Below are 17,241 nucleotides of genomic sequence, written 5' to 3'. Positions count from 1 at the left end.
ACATTAGGCTTTCAAACGCAGCGATTTCGCTGCGTTTTGTTTTTCAATCCGCTATAATTCCGGCCCCTGTAAAAACTGAGATAGAACTTTGCATCAGAACGTCTACTTACCCGAAGAATTTTTGAAAGAAATGGAAGCCATTCTTCCTGACGGCCTCAATATGGAAGACTTTGTCGCCGCGTGTCAACGTCCGCTCCGTAAAAGTATTCGCGTAAACACGTTGAAGATTTCTATCTCAGAGTTTACTCAGCGAGCTCAAGAAAAAGGCTGGCAACTGTCACCCGTACCATGGTGTGAAGAAGGTTTTTGGATCGAGGCCGACGAATCAGAAACCCCACTTGGCAACACGGCAGAACACATGTCCGGCTTGTTCTATATTCAAGAAGCCAGCTCAATGATGCCTGTGTCTGCCTTGTTTCAAGATCAGAATGACGACTTCCTTAGTGTGCTTGACATGGCAGCTGCACCGGGTTCAAAAACCACTCAAATTGCGGCAGAAATGGATAACTTAGGTGTGCTCGTCGCCAATGAGTTCTCATCGAGTAGAGTCAAGGTCTTGCATGCCAATATTGAGCGCTGTGGTGTGCGCAACGCCGCGCTGAGTAATTATGACGGCCGAGTCTTTGGTGGCTGGCTGCCAGAACAGTTTGATGCCGTATTGATTGATGCTCCTTGCTCAGGTGAAGGCACAGTGCGTAAGGATGCAGATGCGATGAAAAACTGGAGCAAAGATTCCGTTTTATCCATCGCTGACACCCAGAAAGATCTAATAGAAAGCGCGTTTTACGCACTTAAGCCTGGCGGTGTTATGGTTTATTCAACGTGTACATTAAGCATCGAAGAAAACCAGCAAGTCTGTTTGCACTTGAAAGAACAGTTTGGTGACCTCGTAGAATTTGAGCCTCTGGATTCTCTCTTCCCTGAATCAGAGAAAGCGTTAACCGAAGAAGGCTTTCTGCACATTTTCCCTCAAATGTATGATTGTGAAGGCTTCTTTGTCGCCAGAATGAAAAAGCTTGGTTCTACTGAAGCACCACAAGTGAAAAAGCGCCTAGGTAAATTCCCATTCAAAAAAGCATCGAACAAAGTTCATCAAGAAATCAGTAAACAGCTGCATGACAGTTTAGATATCGAGCTTCCCAAAGATTCAGGAGTTTGGATGCGCGACAATGATGTCTGGCTCTTCCCTAATGCACTAGAACCTATGCTTGGTGAATTTCGTTTCTCAAGGATGGGGATTAAAATCGCTGAAGCTCATAAGAAAGGCTACCGATGGCAGCATCAGGTCGCGACAGCGTTAGCTACTGGCCAAGAGTCAAACTGCGTCACACTTTCTACAGACGATGCCCGTGAATGGTTTATGGGTAGAGACGTTCGACCAGAAAACCAGTCAGGTAAAGGTGAAGTGATTGTAAAGCTTGGTAACGATGTGATTGGATTAGGAAAATGGGTTGGGAATCGAGTGAAGAATGGTCTACCTAGAGAGCTAGTACGAGATAAAAATCTATTCTAAACCGCAAAATATTAGTAGGAAATGCCAGAGATGCCTAGCGAAACTGTGATGATGTACTACACTTTACTTAATGATAAATCATCGAATATCAACCAGTTAGCGCAGGCTCTGTAAGAGCCATTCCCCTAGGCCCAAAGCAATATCCGCTTCGGGCCTTTTTTTGACTTCAATTACGAAGCGATGCGAATGCCATCTTTCTCTATCGTAATTTTTCCTTGCTTATACAGACCACCGATTGTTTTCTTGAATGTACCTTTACTGGTGCGAAACGCAGCAAAAATGCTTTCCGGTGATGATTTGTCATTCAAAGGAAGAAAACCGCCTTTCTTTTCAAGTAGATCCAGTACTTTCTGACTCAAGTCATCCATCTTAGCAACGCCGATTTTCTGTAAAGAAAGGTCCACTTTGCCATCTTCGCGAATGCCCTTGATGTACCCTTTGAGTCGTTTACCGACAAACAATTTACCAAAGACATCGGATTTGAAGATCATTCCCCAGTGCTGGCCTTCCACAATCGCTTTGTAACCTAAGTCACTGCGTTCAGCGATTATGAGTTCGACTTGTTGGTTACGTTGGTAGTTAGCAGGCGTTTTATCCAACAGCTTATTAAATTTAGTGGTACCGACAATTCGGCCTGATGCCTTATCGGTATAGACGTATACCAGCACATTCTGGCCTGCTTTAAAGCGCGTGCGTTGCTCACTGAATGGGATAAGCAGATCTTTGCCTTTGATTCCCCAGTCAGCAAAAGCGCCAGTACTGTTTACGCCTTCGATTGTCATCAACCCCCACTCACCGACTTGAGCTATTGGAGTTTCAGTGGTTGCAACCAGCTGATTGTCAGAATCGAAGTACAAAAATGCATCAACAAACTGGCCTACTTCTGTTCCTTCTGGAACAAAGCGATTAGGTAATAAGCTTGTTCCGAAATCACCTGCATCGAGAAATACGCCAAAATCTGCTTTTTTTACTACTTCTAAGTGGTTTATCTGACCAACTTTAATCATTTCAACTGTCTCTTGCTAAATTTGCGGTGATTATACCGAAACTCTGTTATGCTTTCGCCAGATAATTAGAATTTTTTCAGGAGTACTCATTGCTCACCGTTGATAAGCAGGACGGCATCACTCTTAAGATTTCCCACGCTATGGCTTCGTCTAAAAAGTCAGATCTCGACCTCTATTTTTTCATCCCTGGCGAACTCGGCCTAACACCAGATGTACTCAAAGAGAGTGAGATTTACTACGAGTCGATCATTCAAAAAAGAGCCTACTTTAGTGACAAAACCCTTCTTCCACTCGTACACAGTCGATTGGCGAAACGGGGACGCCTTTCATCAACGCAGTACCGTGTAAGTTTGAGTTTGTTCGCCTATCAGTATGTGATTGCTCTAGACAAAGCAGTGAATGAACTGAACAAACACAATTCCGATGTCATCACGACAGAAGAAGTGGATGAAGTAATTGAACTTGCCTTAGATATCCTGAAAAAGCTAAGACGTAGTATCCCTTACGAAGAGAGCCTAAAGCGTTACTATGCCAACATCGACAATTACCTGTCTTGGTACACTGGCCAACGTTTTATGTCTCTCATCGCTCATATGCCACGTGATAGTGACTACAAGACGATCAAAGATCGGCTGTTAGCTATCGTCGAAAAAGAAGCAGCACACCGTAAGCTCAATAACTACAACTCAAAAAGTGTTCGTGACGACGTAACGCGACTCAGTAACAAAATGAGATTGCTACGCCGTTTGATTGAGCACCCAGTTGTATTAAACGCAAAAACTCAGTCGCTCGGCAAAAATATGAAGCGTGTTGTCAAAGGCTCGGCTACGGGTTTTGTTATGGTTTTCGTTACCATTACCGCCATTCTAGCGCGAGATTATTGGGGTGAAATCACGGTCTCTTTCATCATTCTGATGTCGTTTGTCTACGCTTTGCGTGAGATTTTTAAAGATGATCTTCGCGATGTGATGTGGCGGTGGATACGTAAAGGGCGGCCCAAGTGGCGTAAGTATTACCTAGACCCAACTACAAACAAAGCAGTTGGCCAGAAGCTTGAGTGGCTGGACTATAAGAACTTGCTCAAATTGCCTGATCGTATTCAGCTCATACGTAAAAAACGCGTTGTACAGCGTGAAGAACAGATCCTTCACTATCGTTCAGAAACAGAGATGTCGACCTCTAAGTTTATGAGTGGTTATGAAGAAACTCGCGAATCCATGATGTTGAGCATGCGACCATTTATGCGACTGATGGACAAGGGTTCAAATAAGGTTTACACGCTCAATAATAGCCAAGTCAGTAAAGAATCTGTCGAGAAACGTCATTTGATAAATCTAATTGCCAGAGAAGACAATCACAATGACGAACCCAACTATTATCGTTGGAAAATCGTGCTCAACAGAAACAAAATTGTTGCCATTGAACAGATGGAAGTGGATGACATTAGCCACCCATTCTCTTCAATGACAGAGTAAGTTGGAATTCTGCCATCGGTTCGTCGCCATGTAAGCTTGGGCAGATGGCAGTGATCTTCACTGGCTGATTAATTCGCTCTCCGGATTCCAGTGTTTCATCCAACATTTTGTCAATGAGTGCCCCATCGTTACACACAAAATGAACATCCCCTTCGGGCCTTTTAAGAAATTGCCCATCTACGGCTTTAAAGGCCAGAGACACTTTATGGCCTCTGTCTTGAGCTTTACTCATCGCCATAAAACCACCTGCCACATCGGCACCAATCGCCAACACACCAAAGTACATACTATTGAGATGGTTCTTCGTCTTTCTTTTTAGAGGTATTTTGATTTCGACTGAATCAGAATCCAGTTTGAGTATTTTAGGCCGGCACAACCAAATCAATGGTACTTTGAAAAATCCGAAAAGTTTGAGGTACAAATTGGCTTTAGCAAGTGGGGAGAGCATTTCACTGGTCCGACATGTTGTTATGTGTTTCTTTAGTTCATAACGAACAAAGGTTGATGTCAACATTTTGTTAACATCAACCTTTTGAAGTTATAGCAAAGTCACCTATTTTTGGGTTACGCCGTCACAACAACTTGAATATAAGTATGCTCAAGAACATATTCTTGTATTTTATTGTAGCTAGCGAGCCCACTACTCACGACCAATGCTGGCTTATTACTGTGATTTGCCGCTTTTACAGCCATATCAATAAGGTCGATTACAGCTTCGCTCTGAGGATCGAAAAGATGTTCCAATTCCTCACTGAGCCTGTCGACACCAAGTGTAAACTGAGTGAGATTCTCTAGGTTGATAACTAAGCCGTCGAAGTAATGCAATAAGCGCTCCGAGAGCAACGCTGCGGAAGGTACGTCAACGGTATACAAAACCTTCAACCCGTTTAAACCTCTTGGTAGCCCCTGCTCTGCCAGTAAATCAATGATCTTCGCTGCATCAGACAGTGCTCGGACAAAAGGCACAACAATCTCAACGTGAACACCCTGCTGCTGCAACGCCTTGATCACCTGACACTCTAGAGCGAATGCAGAACTAAACTTCGTTTGAGCATAGCGAGATACACCGCGTAACCCCAATGCTGGGTTGATTTCTTGTGCTTCAGCTTTCCCACCGAGAAGTGAGCTCAACTCATAACTATCAGCATTACCTAAAGCGACACGCACAGATTGATGGTTGGGCTTCACCGACTGCATAATTCGTTCAGTTAACGTGGCAACGAAATGTTCTTCCATCGAAACTTCGCCAAGTATCGCGTCAATGGAGCTGAGTTCAACGTCACTCAGAGTGGACTCAACATTTGTATAGCATGGGTGATAGAAAATATTTTCTGAGACTAAATCGGAAAGAGAAACAAAGAGGTGCGTGCTTTCTGATGACGATTCTTCACCCGGTATCGCATCACCTAAGTTAAGTTCTGAATGCAATTCACCTGAAGTATTAATGCTCATTACTGCTCCGTGCATTTTATTGTTTGATTCTTTCCTGAACATACCGATAGAACCAAAGTAAAACAAGCCCGAAGAGCATTTTTAGTAACCATAAGTGAATAATATTTCACTCACTATAGGTAGACACACTAAGAATGCAGATAAGAGGTTTATTCCTGCTGACGTTTCCGTTATCTTTACCGCTTCGCAATAAAAAGAACAGGCTATTGTATGCCACTCAAAACCGATGAATTAAGAACCCAGCCACTGGGTCCGATGCCGACTCCGGCTGAGCTTGGAAGCGCCCACCCAATTACGGACGATGTAGCGGAACGCATCGCTAAATCTCGCCGTCAAATTGAAAAAATTCTTATAGGGGAAGATGATCGCTTATTGGTGATTGTCGGCCCATGTTCTGTACACGATACCGACGCTGCTCTTGACTACGCTAAACGCCTGTCTGATATCCAAGAGCAATACAAAGACGAATTGTTTGTCGTCATGCGTACGTACTTTGAAAAGCCTCGTACTGTAGTTGGCTGGAAAGGCCTGATCACGGACCCAAATCTTGATGGTTCTTATGCACTCGAGACGGGCCTTAACAAAGCACGTAAGCTACTTCTAGATATCAACAAGCTAGGTCTTGCGACAGCTACTGAGTTCCTCGACATGATTACTGGCCAGTACATTGCAGACCTAATCACTTGGGGTGCGATTGGCGCACGTACCACTGAGTCTCAGATTCACCGTGAAATGGCGTCAGCGCTTTCTTGCCCTGTCGGTTTTAAGAACGGTACAAACGGCAACATTAAAATTGCGATTGATGCGATTCGCGCTTCTAAAGCCTCTCATTACTTCTATTCACCGGACAAAAATGGTCGCATGACTGTTTATCGCACAAGCGGTAACCCGTATGGCCACGTTATCCTTCGTGGTGGTGACAAAGGGCCGAACTTTGATGCAGAGTCTGTAGAAGCGGCTTGCCAGCAACTGGCAGAGTTTGAGTTACCTCAGCGCCTAGTGGTCGATTTCAGCCATGCTAACTGCCAAAAGCAACACCGTAAGCAACTTGATGTTGCACAAAACATTTGCGAACAGATCACATCTGGTAAAAATCAGATTGCGGGTATTATGGCAGAAAGCTTTATCATCGAAGGCAATCAGCCAATGAAAGACATCAACAACCTTACATACGGTCAGTCAATCACAGATCCGTGTCTGAGTTGGGAAGATACAGCAACAATGCTAGATATGCTGGCAGCTGCCGTTAAATCACGCGGTTAAACGAGAGGAATAAGAGTAATGCCATCTTTTGATATTATATCTGAAATCGATACGGTTGAACTTCGTAACGCAGTAGATAATGCATCTCGTGAATTGTCTACTCGCTTTGATTTCCGTGGTGTTGAAGCATCATTTGAAATGCAAAAAGATGAATCTGTGCGTTTGAATGCTGAGGGTGACTTCCAGCTTAAGCAAATGCGCGACATTCTACGCTCACACCTGACAAAGCGCGGTGTCGACGTCAATGCAATGGAAGCAAAAGCTGAAGAAGCATCAGGCAAGAACTGGCATCAAATTGTCGTATTCAAACAAGGTATTGATACGCCGACAGCTAAGAAAGTAGTGAAAGCAATTAAAGATGCCAAGCTAAAAGTGCAGGCATCCATTCAAGGTGAAAAGGTTCGGGTTACGGGTAAAAAACGTGACGATCTGCAATCAACCATCGCCATGATTCGAGAAGCTGATTTAGGCCAACCATTCCAGTACGATAACTTTCGTGACTAGCTAGCGCGTTGGATTATGATTTATCAAATAAGCCCGCGAATGCGGGCTTATTTTTACTAACTACCAACCACGCCTAACCTAATGTGCATATCACTATTCTTAAGCAACTTATATTGAGATGAATCTGGCGCGACCAAGACGACCACTCGTAAATTTTCGCTTTTTGCACTGGCCAACCTTTCCGACAAGCCCACGTCATCACGGTATTCTTCTCTCTCAGCATCTCTTCGAATTAAATCCACAAACTCAAACGGACAATCTTTGTCAAAGAACACAAGCTCTGCTTGCTGCATAATTCGCAGTGCTTTAAGAGGAAGAAGCTCGACATCATTCCCATAATCTATCCAAGTCACTGTGCCTTTGTCTTCGATCTGATTTTCAAATGTGCTCAGATACACACTCTCTAACTGCGAGCGCTCCGTTGCCAATTCAGTTTCTGGGTTGCTAAAGAATGATTCCCAAAACTTACGTCGTAAATCAACAGAAGGTAATCGCTGTTTGATGTCGTTCCGCTTTGATGCGCCGAAATCCGCAAGTAGTGACAGGTTTTGCGGCAAAGTAGCTTCAAACTGTTCTCTGATATTACGAACCAAAACTGGCGATGCCCCTCCACTGGAAATCGCAATCTGAATTCTCCCGCGATTTATCATCGAAGGCGTAATGAAGTCACAATAGGGCTGATCATCGACCACATTCACTAGTAAGCCCAATGCTTTAGCATCATGATAAACGCGATGATTGAGCTCTGGATTATCTGTTGTCGCCCATACTTGAATGTATTTGCGCTCTAACAGCTCTTCCGAATAAAAGTTCTGTATCCACAAACACTCGCCATCCTCCGCAAGTTTTTGTAGGTAAGACTCAACTTTGGGTGACACTATGGTGACGTTTGCACCTGCGCGAATCAGACTATCTACTTTTCGGCAAGCGACCTCTCCTCCCCCCACAACCAGAACAGGTTTGTCGGTAAGATTCATAAACAGAGGAAAATACTGCATTTCTATCCTTGGGCAATGATACGACCTATGTAGAAGATACTACCAAAGATGGGGCACATCGATAAACCCAACAATGGCAAACGCATAATTTATCACCAAATTTAATGTTATTTATAGAATTATGTTTTAAACCTTATGAAATGAACGAAATGTAAATATTGTGTAAACACTAACTTATAGAGAGTCTCTACGTTTGCACCATTAGTGTGATGTCTTGCACTATTTACATTCGCTTAACATTTGGTCATTCTAATTACAGGTCGGATTCGTAAATTCGTTTAATAAATCTTTTTAAATTATATATTTGAGAATTTACTGATCCTTTCCTACGCTTATAAACGGTTGATTTATATACAACTCAAAATTGAGTAATCAGCCAATAACTATTGAAACACAACAATTTTTTCATTCGTTGTATCAGGTGTTACCTGGTTTAACATGGATCATACAGGAAGGATACAAATGGCGAACAAACTAACACTTCTTGCTTCAGTAGTAGCTGCTTCGACTGCTCTTATGTCTACGAGTGCTTCTGCAGCAGATAGCACTCTGGATAAAGTGACTAAGCAGGGTTTCCTAACTTGTGGTGTAAGTACTGGTCTACCAGGATTCTCTAACCCTAACTCAAAGGGTGAATGGGAAGGCATCGACGTGGAATACTGTCAAGCTCTTGCATCTGCTGTACTTGGTGACAAATCAAAAGTTAAGTATGTGCCTTTAACCGCTAAAGAACGTTTCACCGCTCTGCAATCGGGTGAAATTGACGTTTTATCTCGTAACACAACATGGACACTTCACCGCGATACTGCTCTGGGTCTGAACTTTGTAGGTGTTAACTACTACGATGGTCAAGGCTTTATGGTTAAGAAGGACCTTGGTCTTAAGAGTGCAAAAGAACTCGATGGTGCTTCGGTTTGTGTTCAGTCTGGTACAACGACAGAGCTAAACCTAGCTGACTACTTCCGTAATAACGGTATGTCATACAAGCCTGTAGTATTCGATACAGCAGCTCAAACTTCAAAAGGTTTCGATGCAGGTCGTTGTGACGTGCTAACTACTGACCAATCTGGTCTATATGCACTTCGCTTAAACCTTCAAGATCCAAGTTCAGCTGAGGTACTACCAGAAATCATTTCTAAAGAGCCTCTCGGCCCTGTAGTACGTCAAGGCGACGATCAATGGTTCAACATCGCTAAGTGGACTCTTTCAGCAATGGTGAATGCGGAAGAGTACGGCATTTCCTCTAAAAATGCGGATGAGATGCTAAAATCTAAAGATCCAAACGTGAAACGTATTTTGGGTGTGGATGGTCCGAAAGGTAAAGGCCTAGGTATTCGAGACGACTGGGGTTACCAAGTTATTAAGCAAGTGGGTAACTACGGCGAAAGCTTCGAGCGTACTGTAGGTAAGGGTTCTCCACTACAAATCTCACGTGGTGTAAATGCACTATGGAATGCGGGCGGCTTTATGTACGCTCCACCAATCCGTTAAGCAAAACATAACAACAAAATGGGCGGTGTGAGCCGCCCTTTTTACAAAAAATGGATTTGAGGTTATAGCTGTATGAAACCTACTAATACTGTTGCGTCGAAGACGGATAACGGACCGACTTCTAACGCTAGCCTTTTATACAATCCCACCTTTCGATCGGTCGTATTTCAAATTATTGCGATACTGGCTCTGGTCTTTTTCTTCTACACGATTGTCAATAATGCACTGACTAACTTGGAAGCACGTGGTATAGCCACGGGTTTTGGGTTTCTGACGCAAGAAGCAGGCTTTGGGATTGGCCTAACGCTGATTGAATACGATGAAACTTATTCCTATGGCCGCACATTTATTATCGGCCTCCTCAACACTGCCTTAGTTTCTGTTCTCGGCATTATCCTTGCCACAGTTATAGGCTTTGTTATGGGTATTGCTCGTCTGTCATCAAACTGGCTAGTAAGTCGCCTTGCTGCTGTTTATATTGAGACGTTCCGAAATATCCCTCTTCTTCTACAGATCTTCTTCTGGTATTTCGCTGTCCTACAGGCGCTACCTTCTGCGAGACAGAGCCTCAGTCTAGGCGAAGCCATTTTCTTAAACGTGCGTGGGCTTTATTTCCCATCACCAATTTTTGAAGCTGGCTCATCAATTGTCATTGCTTCATTCGTGATTGGTATCATTGCCACTGTCTTTATCAGTATTTGGGCGCGTAACAAACAACGTCTTACAGGTCAGCAGACACCAATGGGACGAATTGCGTTGGGTTTGATTGTTGTCTTCCCAACTGTGGTTTACTTCCTAATGGGTTCACCTATCTCGGCAGAATATCCTGAACTTAAAGGCTTCAACTTTAAAGGTGGAGTTAGCATCATCCCGGAGCTGGCAGCGCTACTTCTGGCGTTGAGTATCTATACTGCGTCCTTCATTGCTGAGATTGTACGTTCAGGTATCAATGCCGTTAGCCATGGGCAAACAGAAGCAGCAATGTCACTTGGCTTACCCCGCTCAAGAACATTGAAGCTCGTTATTGTTCCACAAGCACTGCGAATCATCATTCCACCTCTGACAAGCCAATATTTAAACCTGACCAAGAACTCATCTCTTGCGATGGCAATTGGTTATCCAGACTTGGTCTCTGTGTTTGCAGGTACAACGCTCAACCAGACAGGTCAGGCAATTGAAATCATTGCGATGACAATGGCCGTTTACCTCTCATTGAGTTTGATTACCTCAGCTCTGATGAATATCTATAACCGTAAAGTTGCTTTGGTGGAGAGATAGCATGAAAGTACATCAATTTCAGCCAGATCTGCCACCACCAGCTAATACGGTCGGTGTGGTCGGGTGGCTACGCAAAAACCTATTCAATGGCCCGGTAAACTCTATCCTTACGGTTGTCTTAGCGTATTTAGCGATATCACTTCTGTGGACAGTGTTTGATTGGTCAATCCTTAAAGCAGATTGGGTCGGAACCACACGCGATGCATGTACACGGGATGGAGCATGTTGGGTGTTCATCAGTGTTCGCTGGGAACAGTTCATGTACGGCTTCTACCCTCAGGAAGAGCTGTGGCGCCCTCGCCTATTTTACTTCACGTTAGCCATTTTCACTGTGTTGCTTGCGTATGAGAAAACACCGAAACGTCTTTGGATTTGGCTGTTTTTCGTCAACATCTACCCATTTATTATCGCGGCACTGCTGTACGGCGGCGTATTTGGGCTAGAAGTTGTAGAAACACACAAATGGGGCGGATTGCTGGTTACGCTAATCATTGCGTTGGTCGGTATCGTTGTGTCTCTGCCTATTGGTGTAGCACTGGCGCTGGGTCGACGTTCAGAAATGCCAATCATTCGAAGTATCTGTACCGTCTACATCGAGGTTTGGCGCGGTGTACCGCTCATCACAGTTCTGTTTATGGCGTCGGTAATGCTGCCATTGTTCCTTGCAGAAGGGTCTGAAACCGATAAACTTATCCGCGCTCTCATTGGTGTGGTTATGTTTAGTGCTGCGTATATGGCGGAAGTCGTTCGTGGTGGCCTACAGGCAATACCTAAAGGACAATATGAAGCAGCCGATGCGCTCGGGCTAAGCTACTGGAAGAAAATGGGGCTGATTGTTCTTCCTCAAGCTCTGAAAATTACGATTCCATCAATCGTTAACACCTTTATCGGTTTGTTTAAAGACACAAGTCTAGTACTTATCATTGGTATGTTTGATGTACTAGGTATAGGTCAAGCTGCTAACACTGACCCTGAGTGGTTAGGGTTTGCAACAGAAAGTTATGTATTTGTCGCGTTAGTGTTCTGGGTATTTTGTTTCGGCATGTCGAGATATTCGATTTGGCTAGAAAACAAACTTCATACCGGTCACAAACGATAATCAGAAAGCTCAAGGACGTATTATGACGCAACAACAAGATTACATGATCCAGATTAAGGATATGAACAAGTGGTACGGAGAGTTTCACGTACTGAAAAACATCAATCTTGATGTTAAAAAAGGCGAAAAAATCGTTATTTGTGGCCCGTCGGGCTCAGGTAAGTCGACTATGATTCGCTGCATCAACCGCTTGGAAGAGCACCAAAAAGGTCAAATCATCGTGTCAGGCAATGAGCTTACGGAAGATTTGAAGAATATAGAAGCAGTGCGCCGAGAAGTCGGCATGTGTTTCCAACACTTTAACCTCTTCCCTCACCTGACCGTTCTGGAAAACTGCACATTGGCGCTAATTTGGGTGAAGAAGATGCCTAAGGAAGAAGCCAAAGCGATTGCAATGAAGTACCTAGAGCGGGTTAAGATCCCAGATCAAGCGGAGAAATACCCAGGTCAACTATCTGGTGGTCAGCAGCAACGTGTAGCTATCGCTCGTTCACTATGCATGAGCCCACAAGTGATGCTGTTTGACGAACCAACGTCTGCACTTGACCCAGAAATGGTACGTGAAGTATTGGATGTTATGGTAGAACTCGCTGAAGAAGGGATGACCATGCTCTGTGTAACTCACGAGATGGGTTTCGCGAAAGAAGTGGCTGACCGAGTTATCTTTATGGATGCTGGCGAGATAATTGAAGAGAACAATCCTGTCGATTTCTTCGAAAATCCTCAGTCAGATAGAACACAAAACTTCCTTGCTCAAATCTTAAGTCACTAAGAAAAAAGAGCAAATTTTTAAAGAGGCGATTTAGATCGCCTCTTTTTATTTGTTATATTGTGTTACATCTTTCAAAATACATAACTTTGTATTTCTATTATCATTTACTCTACTGCATGCATTGATAGGGCTTGATTTTTTCATTGTTCGCCCTCATAAATGTAGTTATAAACATAAAACCTTTACGAGGAAGATTATGAACAGTCCTATGTTTACCCGCACTTCGAATCAAGAAAGTGCTCTACAAACCAATAAGGTATTGCGTAACACCTACGCTCTACTTTCTATGACGCTCTTATGGTCAGCGGTTGTTGCTGGTGTATCTATGGCGATGAATCTACCTCGCCCAGGTATCATCATTATGCTTGTTGGCTTCTATGGCCTACTTTACTTGACTGAAAAGAATCGTAACAACAGCATGGGTATCGTGTTTACATTTGTGTTTACCGGTTTCCTTGGTTACACCATTGGCCCTCTTCTGAATGCTTATATTGGCGCAGGTATGGGTGATGTGGTTCTAACAGCTCTTGGCGGCACAGCGCTTTCATTCATGGCCGCTTCTGCATACGCTCTAACAACGAAGCGTGATCTGTCTATGATGGGCGGTTTGATGCTTTCTCTATTTGTTGTACTAGTTGTAGGCATGATTGCAAGTTTCTTCATTCAGTCAACGATCTTACACTTGGCTCTAAGCAGCTTGTTCATTGTGTTCTCTACGATGGCAATTCTGATGACAACTCAGGGCATCATCCGTGGTGGCGAGACTAATTACATCTCTGCAACGGTTACTCTTTATGTATCTATCTACAACATCTTCATCAGCCTACTTAGCATTCTAGGCATCATGAATGACGATTAATTCGTAGACTTAAGTTGATTAAATAAAGCCCGGAAGGTGAAACTTCCGGGCTTTTTCTTTTCCTACATATTGTTGTCCCAACCTAAGCTGCGCTACCCTATTCTATATCTGAGTTTTTGAGACCTATAATAATGTTTGAATACAACGGCAAATCAATCGAAACTGATGCACAGGGTTACCTACTCGATCATACTCAGTGGGAAGAAGGCATGATTCAGATCCTTGCAGAACAAGAAGGTATCGAACTGACTGAAGCTCATTTGGAAGTTGTCCACTTTGTTCGAGAGTTTTATGAAGAGTTCAACACATCCCCAGCTGTGAGAATGCTAGTGAAAGCCATGGAAAAAGCGCATGGCCCTGAGAAAGGCAATAGTAAATACCTTTTTAAGCTGTTTAAGCAAGGCCCTGCTAAACAGGCAACCAAGCTCGCAGGTTTACCAAAACCCGCGAAATGCTTGTAAATATCAAAGAATTTTGAATCCGCTAAACGGTTTATAAGACATTGGCTCTGAGACTACTGAATCAACATGTGACGTCTTAGGGCCATCTTCCAACCACTTTGCCATGTCGGCTATTTGTTCTTCATTACCACACACCACCACTTCAACATCTCCATTGTTCAAGTTCTTCGCATAGCCTGTTAAGCCCAGTTTCATGCCATAGTGGGAGGTGTGATAACGAAAGCCAACGCCTTGAACAATGCCAGACACTGTGAACTTCTCGCACTTTTGATTCATAACTAATCCCTCAATACAAGGTCCGTGATATATTCGATTGGTATGTTTTACGACCCATATGGAACTACGGGTTTTTCATCGGAAATAGCAATTATGAAAGAAATACCATTTCGCTGGATTGATAAATATCTCATTCATCTAAAGATACAGGAAAAGTTTTACCTCCTGTTTTTCCTCCCTATCATCGCACTTTTAGTCCTAACTTTCGTTCTCGATAGTGCTGCTGATCAAATGCTTAACCACCTCTATCAAGATGAACTAGTTTTGATGAAAGGTCTAATTGAATCAGCTAATCTCACTCAAAGTCAGGTCGCGTCTCTACTCGCAAATTCAGAAACCATTTCGATTGGTGCTGGCGAAGGGGCTATAAGTGTCAATAACGGCGCATTCAGTCTAGTCGCAGACCCAAGTCAAAACTTATGGTCCGCCCTTTCCTCAACGCACATTGTCATCATTCTAGTGACATTGTCTCTTATCGCCTCTGGTGTGTATTACATTATGACCTTTATCGGTGGCGCAATGTTCACCATGAATAAAGCTCTGAACACCCTAGCAGATGGTGACCTAACCAGTCGTATGAACTTCTTCAAAGTCCGTGATGAGTTTAGCGAAATTGCCATCACCATAGATAAAGTCGCGGAGCGAGAGCAGTCATTAGTCTTGTCGATTCAGGAATCAGTCGCACTCATGCAACAAATCAGTTCTGATCTGAATCAGTCTAACCAACACAGCGCTGAAATTTCCGGAACTCAGCAAGAACACTTGAACTCACTAGCGAGTGCAACGGAAGAGATGGCATCAACGATTCGCGAAGTGGCGAACCTTGCGCACGACTCCAGCACCCAAACTGAAAACGCACGCTCTGTTGCCCAGCAAGGACAACAGAAAGTCGGCCATACTCTAACCTCCATTTCACAGTTATCTAACGAAGTCCAATCTGCTTCTCAAGCCGTTGCAGAGCTTGATGCCAATGCAGCTCAAATTGATGAAGTAGTCACTGCTATTAACGGTATCTCTGAGCAAACTAACTTACTTGCTCTCAACGCAGCTATCGAAGCAGCACGTGCCGGTGAACAAGGCCGAGGTTTTGCCGTGGTGGCAGATGAAGTTCGAGCATTAGCGGCAAGGACTCAGCAGTCAACTGTTGAAATTCAGTCAATGATTGAAGCCTTGCAGCGCAACAGCCAGTCGCTGACTAAATTGATGGAAACAACAGTGGTCAACTCTGGCGAAGGCCAAGCACTGATGTCAGAAGTGGATACGGAAATCGCATCCTTGGCAGACAAAAACCAATCCATATCTGATGCAAGTGTGCAAATAGCCACTGCGGCAGAGGAACAAGGTGTTGTTGCGGATAGCATCGCGGCGAGTGTGGAAGAAATTCGCAATCAATCCAACCAAGTCTGCGAAATGATCAACGCAACCAATGGAAATATCGAGCAACTTAGAGGGCAAAGTGATTCCATGGAAAACCTACTCACAGGCCTTAAAGCGTAATGTACAGAGCCGCCAGTTGGCGGCTCTTTTATTTGCTTTTCACTCCCACTTCCCTGAAAATAGCCAACCTTTCAAAACCAATCAATTGAGTAAACACATGACTCCAGCTATTTATCTTGAAAAAGGCCGTGATAAATCCTTAAGACGTCGACATCCTTGGATTTTCTCTCGCGGTATTCGCAAAATGGAGGGAGAGCCTTCATTAGGTGAAACAGTGGACATTTTTACTCATGACGGCAAATGGTTGGCAAAAGGCGCTTACTCTCCCCACTCTCAAATTCGTGCCCGTGTTTGGAGCTTTGAGAAAACTGAGATAAATGAAGATTTCTTTGTTAAACGTATCCAAAACGCACTGCTGCTTCGTCAAGATGTGATTGAGCGTGACGGTCTAACGGGTTACCGATTGATCGCAGCAGAATCAGACGGGCTGCCTGGAATTACCATCGATAAATATCAAGACTACCTTGTTTGCCAGCTCCTAAGTGCAGGCGCAGAATTCCAGAAGCAGTCACTGATAAACGCTCTCCTAAAAGTATTCCCGCAATGCAACATTTATGAACGCTCAGATGTAGCGGTACGCAAGAAAGAAGGCTTAGAAGAACGTACTGGTGTTTTACATGGTAACGAGCCACCAAAGTCTGTGGTCATTGAAGAGAATGGAGTCAAAATCAGCGTTGACATCGTTGGCGGACATAAAACAGGTTTCTACTTAGATCAACGTGACAGCCGCCAACAAGCCATGAAATACGTTAAAGGCAAAGAGGTACTTAACTGCTTCTCCTATACCGGTGGGTTCGGCTTGTATGCGCTTAAAGGTGATGCAAAACGTGTCATTAACGCTGATGTCTCTCAGCCAGCACTGGATAGTGCAAAGCTCAATGCTGAGCTTAACGAGTTCGATATCTCTAAAAAACGCGCTGTGTTCCTCAATGCTGACGTGTTTAAGTTGCTACGTGAATATCGCGATCAGGGCACCAAGTTTGATGTTGTCATTATGGATCCGCCAAAGTTTGCAGAAAGCAAAGCTCAGCTCAATGGTGCATGTCGCGGATACAAAGACATCAACATGCTGGCAATGCAGATTCTAAAGCCTGGTGGAACGCTGCTGACGTATTCATGCTCAGGCCTTATGGACCAAGTTCTATTCCAGAAAATCATTGCGGATGCTGCGGTCGATGCGGGTAGACAAGTCAAGTTCGTCGAGCGATTTGAACAAGCTGCAGATCATCCTACTGATACCGCTTACCCGGAAGGTTTCTATCTCAAAGGGTTTGCTTGTAAAGTTATCTAATCAGA

General features: G+C 43.9%; 17 protein-coding genes. 12 read left to right on the top strand and 5 right to left on the bottom strand.

Features of this window, described 5'->3' with window-relative positions:
* Positions 1-88 precede the first annotated feature (88 nt).
* Positions 89-1,513, top strand: a complete 1,425-nt coding sequence (rsmF, locus tag FIU99_RS07840) for a 16S rRNA (cytosine(1407)-C(5))-methyltransferase RsmF (RefSeq protein WP_039952375.1) — start codon at positions 89-91, stop codon at positions 1,511-1,513.
* A 170-nt stretch (positions 1,514-1,683) separates the two neighbouring features.
* On the opposite strand, the gene FIU99_RS07835 is transcribed toward rsmF, so the two are convergent.
* Entirely contained in the window at positions 1,684-2,520 is an 837-nt protein-coding gene (locus tag FIU99_RS07835; protein ID WP_006962130.1) for a S1 RNA-binding domain-containing protein, read from the bottom strand.
* A gap of 89 nt (positions 2,521-2,609) precedes the next feature.
* On the opposite strand from FIU99_RS07835, the gene FIU99_RS07830 reads away from it, so the two are divergent.
* Positions 2,610-3,995 (top strand): hypothetical protein, encoded by a 1,386-nt coding sequence (locus FIU99_RS07830; RefSeq protein WP_006962129.1) that lies wholly within the window; start codon positions 2,610-2,612, stop codon positions 3,993-3,995.
* Here FIU99_RS07830 and FIU99_RS07825 read toward each other — a convergent pair.
* Together FIU99_RS07825 and FIU99_RS07820 are read right to left on the bottom strand one after the other, a co-directional pair.
* A complete protein-coding gene (locus FIU99_RS07825; RefSeq protein WP_019276483.1) occupies positions 3,964-4,443 on the bottom strand; it encodes a DUF4442 domain-containing protein in 480 nt (159 codons plus the stop codon). The two genes, FIU99_RS07830 and FIU99_RS07825, sit on opposite strands and share 32 nt — an antisense overlap.
* Before the next feature lie 116 nt (positions 4,444-4,559).
* The gene (locus tag FIU99_RS07820) at positions 4,560-5,447 is read right to left on the bottom strand and encodes a putative PEP-binding protein (protein ID WP_006962127.1); all 888 of its coding nucleotides are present in this window, start codon (positions 5,445-5,447) and stop codon (positions 4,560-4,562) included.
* A 210-nt stretch (positions 5,448-5,657) separates the two neighbouring features.
* On the opposite strand from FIU99_RS07820, the gene FIU99_RS07815 reads away from it, so the two are divergent.
* Complete coding sequence (locus FIU99_RS07815) at positions 5,658-6,710, top strand: 3-deoxy-7-phosphoheptulonate synthase (RefSeq protein ID WP_039952371.1); 1,053 nt, start codon at positions 5,658-5,660, stop codon at positions 6,708-6,710.
* A gap of 18 nt (positions 6,711-6,728) precedes the next feature.
* On the top strand, positions 6,729-7,214 hold the full coding sequence (locus FIU99_RS07810) for a YajQ family cyclic di-GMP-binding protein (RefSeq protein ID WP_006962125.1): 486 nt from the start codon (positions 6,729-6,731) through the stop codon (positions 7,212-7,214).
* 56 nt (positions 7,215-7,270) lie between these two features.
* Here FIU99_RS07810 and FIU99_RS07805 read toward each other — a convergent pair whose 3' ends face one another.
* On the bottom strand, positions 7,271-8,212 hold the full coding sequence (locus tag FIU99_RS07805) for an NAD(P)-dependent oxidoreductase (RefSeq protein WP_006962124.1): 942 nt from the start codon (positions 8,210-8,212) through the stop codon (positions 7,271-7,273).
* A 462-nt stretch (positions 8,213-8,674) separates the two neighbouring features.
* On the opposite strand from FIU99_RS07805, the gene FIU99_RS07800 reads away from it, so the two are divergent.
* The 6 genes from FIU99_RS07800 to FIU99_RS07775 all read left to right on the top strand — a co-directional run bounded on the left by FIU99_RS07800 (position 8,675) and on the right by FIU99_RS07775 (position 14,172).
* On the top strand, positions 8,675-9,703 hold the full coding sequence (locus tag FIU99_RS07800) for an amino acid ABC transporter substrate-binding protein (RefSeq protein WP_006962123.1): 1,029 nt from the start codon (positions 8,675-8,677) through the stop codon (positions 9,701-9,703).
* Between the two features lie 72 nt (positions 9,704-9,775).
* Positions 9,776-10,981, top strand: a complete 1,206-nt coding sequence (locus FIU99_RS07795; RefSeq protein WP_038163946.1) for an amino acid ABC transporter permease — start codon at positions 9,776-9,778, stop codon at positions 10,979-10,981.
* Position 10,982: 1 nt separating this feature from the next.
* Complete coding sequence (locus tag FIU99_RS07790) at positions 10,983-12,080, top strand: amino acid ABC transporter permease (RefSeq protein WP_006962121.1); 1,098 nt, start codon at positions 10,983-10,985, stop codon at positions 12,078-12,080.
* Between the two features lie 22 nt (positions 12,081-12,102).
* The gene (locus FIU99_RS07785) at positions 12,103-12,852 is read left to right on the top strand and encodes an amino acid ABC transporter ATP-binding protein (RefSeq protein WP_006962120.1); all 750 of its coding nucleotides are present in this window, start codon (positions 12,103-12,105) and stop codon (positions 12,850-12,852) included.
* Between the two features lie 196 nt (positions 12,853-13,048).
* Positions 13,049-13,711, top strand: a complete 663-nt coding sequence (locus FIU99_RS07780) for a Bax inhibitor-1/YccA family protein (RefSeq protein ID WP_019274588.1) — start codon at positions 13,049-13,051, stop codon at positions 13,709-13,711.
* A gap of 131 nt (positions 13,712-13,842) precedes the next feature.
* Entirely contained in the window at positions 13,843-14,172 is a 330-nt protein-coding gene (locus tag FIU99_RS07775) for a TusE/DsrC/DsvC family sulfur relay protein (protein ID WP_006962117.1), read from the top strand.
* Positions 14,173-14,175: 3 nt separating this feature from the next.
* Here the strand turns inward: FIU99_RS07775 and yccX are convergent, their stop codons facing one another.
* Positions 14,176-14,448, bottom strand: coding sequence for an acylphosphatase (gene yccX / locus FIU99_RS07770; RefSeq protein WP_006962116.1), 273 nt, complete (start codon positions 14,446-14,448; stop codon positions 14,176-14,178).
* A gap of 93 nt (positions 14,449-14,541) precedes the next feature.
* On the opposite strand from yccX, the gene FIU99_RS07765 reads away from it, so the two are divergent.
* Positions 14,542-15,945, top strand: coding sequence for a methyl-accepting chemotaxis protein (locus FIU99_RS07765; RefSeq protein WP_006962115.1), 1,404 nt, complete (start codon positions 14,542-14,544; stop codon positions 15,943-15,945).
* A 97-nt stretch (positions 15,946-16,042) separates the two neighbouring features.
* Positions 16,043-17,236 carry a class I SAM-dependent methyltransferase gene (locus FIU99_RS07760; protein WP_006962114.1) on the top strand — a complete coding sequence of 398 codons (1,194 nt, stop codon included), beginning with the start codon at positions 16,043-16,045 and terminating at the stop codon, positions 17,234-17,236.
* Positions 17,237-17,241: the final 5 nt, after the last annotated feature.

This window comes from Vibrio sp. THAF64 (genome assembly GCF_009363455.1).
Taxonomy (GTDB): Bacteria; Pseudomonadota; Gammaproteobacteria; order Enterobacterales; family Vibrionaceae; genus Vibrio; species Vibrio coralliilyticus.
The sequence above is the reverse complement of the archived record's forward strand: the minus strand, read 5'-3'. Positions and strand labels throughout refer to the sequence as shown.

Bases quoted from the DNA above. Each gene is read 5' to 3' on its own strand.
- FIU99_RS07795 (WP_038163946.1), top strand. From the start codon at position 9,776: ATGAAACCTACTAATACTGTTGCGTCGAAGACGGATAACGGACCGACT.
- FIU99_RS07805 (WP_006962124.1), bottom strand. From the start codon at position 8,212: ATGCAGTATTTTCCTCTGTTTATGAATCTTACCGACAAACCTGTTCTG.
- yccX (WP_006962116.1), bottom strand. From the start codon at position 14,448: ATGAATCAAAAGTGCGAGAAGTTCACAGTGTCTGGCATTGTTCAAGGC.
- FIU99_RS07790 (WP_006962121.1), top strand. From the start codon at position 10,983: ATGAAAGTACATCAATTTCAGCCAGATCTGCCACCACCAGCTAATACG.
- FIU99_RS07820 (WP_006962127.1), bottom strand. From the start codon at position 5,447: ATGAGCATTAATACTTCAGGTGAATTGCATTCAGAACTTAACTTAGGT.
- FIU99_RS07815 (WP_039952371.1), top strand. From the start codon at position 5,658: ATGCCACTCAAAACCGATGAATTAAGAACCCAGCCACTGGGTCCGATG.
- FIU99_RS07760 (WP_006962114.1), top strand. From the start codon at position 16,043: ATGACTCCAGCTATTTATCTTGAAAAAGGCCGTGATAAATCCTTAAGA.
- FIU99_RS07825 (WP_019276483.1), bottom strand. From the start codon at position 4,443: ATGCTCTCCCCACTTGCTAAAGCCAATTTGTACCTCAAACTTTTCGGA.
- FIU99_RS07780 (WP_019274588.1), top strand. From the start codon at position 13,049: ATGAACAGTCCTATGTTTACCCGCACTTCGAATCAAGAAAGTGCTCTA.
- FIU99_RS07785 (WP_006962120.1), top strand. From the start codon at position 12,103: ATGACGCAACAACAAGATTACATGATCCAGATTAAGGATATGAACAAG.
- FIU99_RS07800 (WP_006962123.1), top strand. From the start codon at position 8,675: ATGGCGAACAAACTAACACTTCTTGCTTCAGTAGTAGCTGCTTCGACT.
- FIU99_RS07810 (WP_006962125.1), top strand. From the start codon at position 6,729: ATGCCATCTTTTGATATTATATCTGAAATCGATACGGTTGAACTTCGT.
- FIU99_RS07835 (WP_006962130.1), bottom strand. From the start codon at position 2,520: ATGATTAAAGTTGGTCAGATAAACCACTTAGAAGTAGTAAAAAAAGCA.
- FIU99_RS07765 (WP_006962115.1), top strand. From the start codon at position 14,542: ATGAAAGAAATACCATTTCGCTGGATTGATAAATATCTCATTCATCTA.
- FIU99_RS07775 (WP_006962117.1), top strand. From the start codon at position 13,843: ATGTTTGAATACAACGGCAAATCAATCGAAACTGATGCACAGGGTTAC.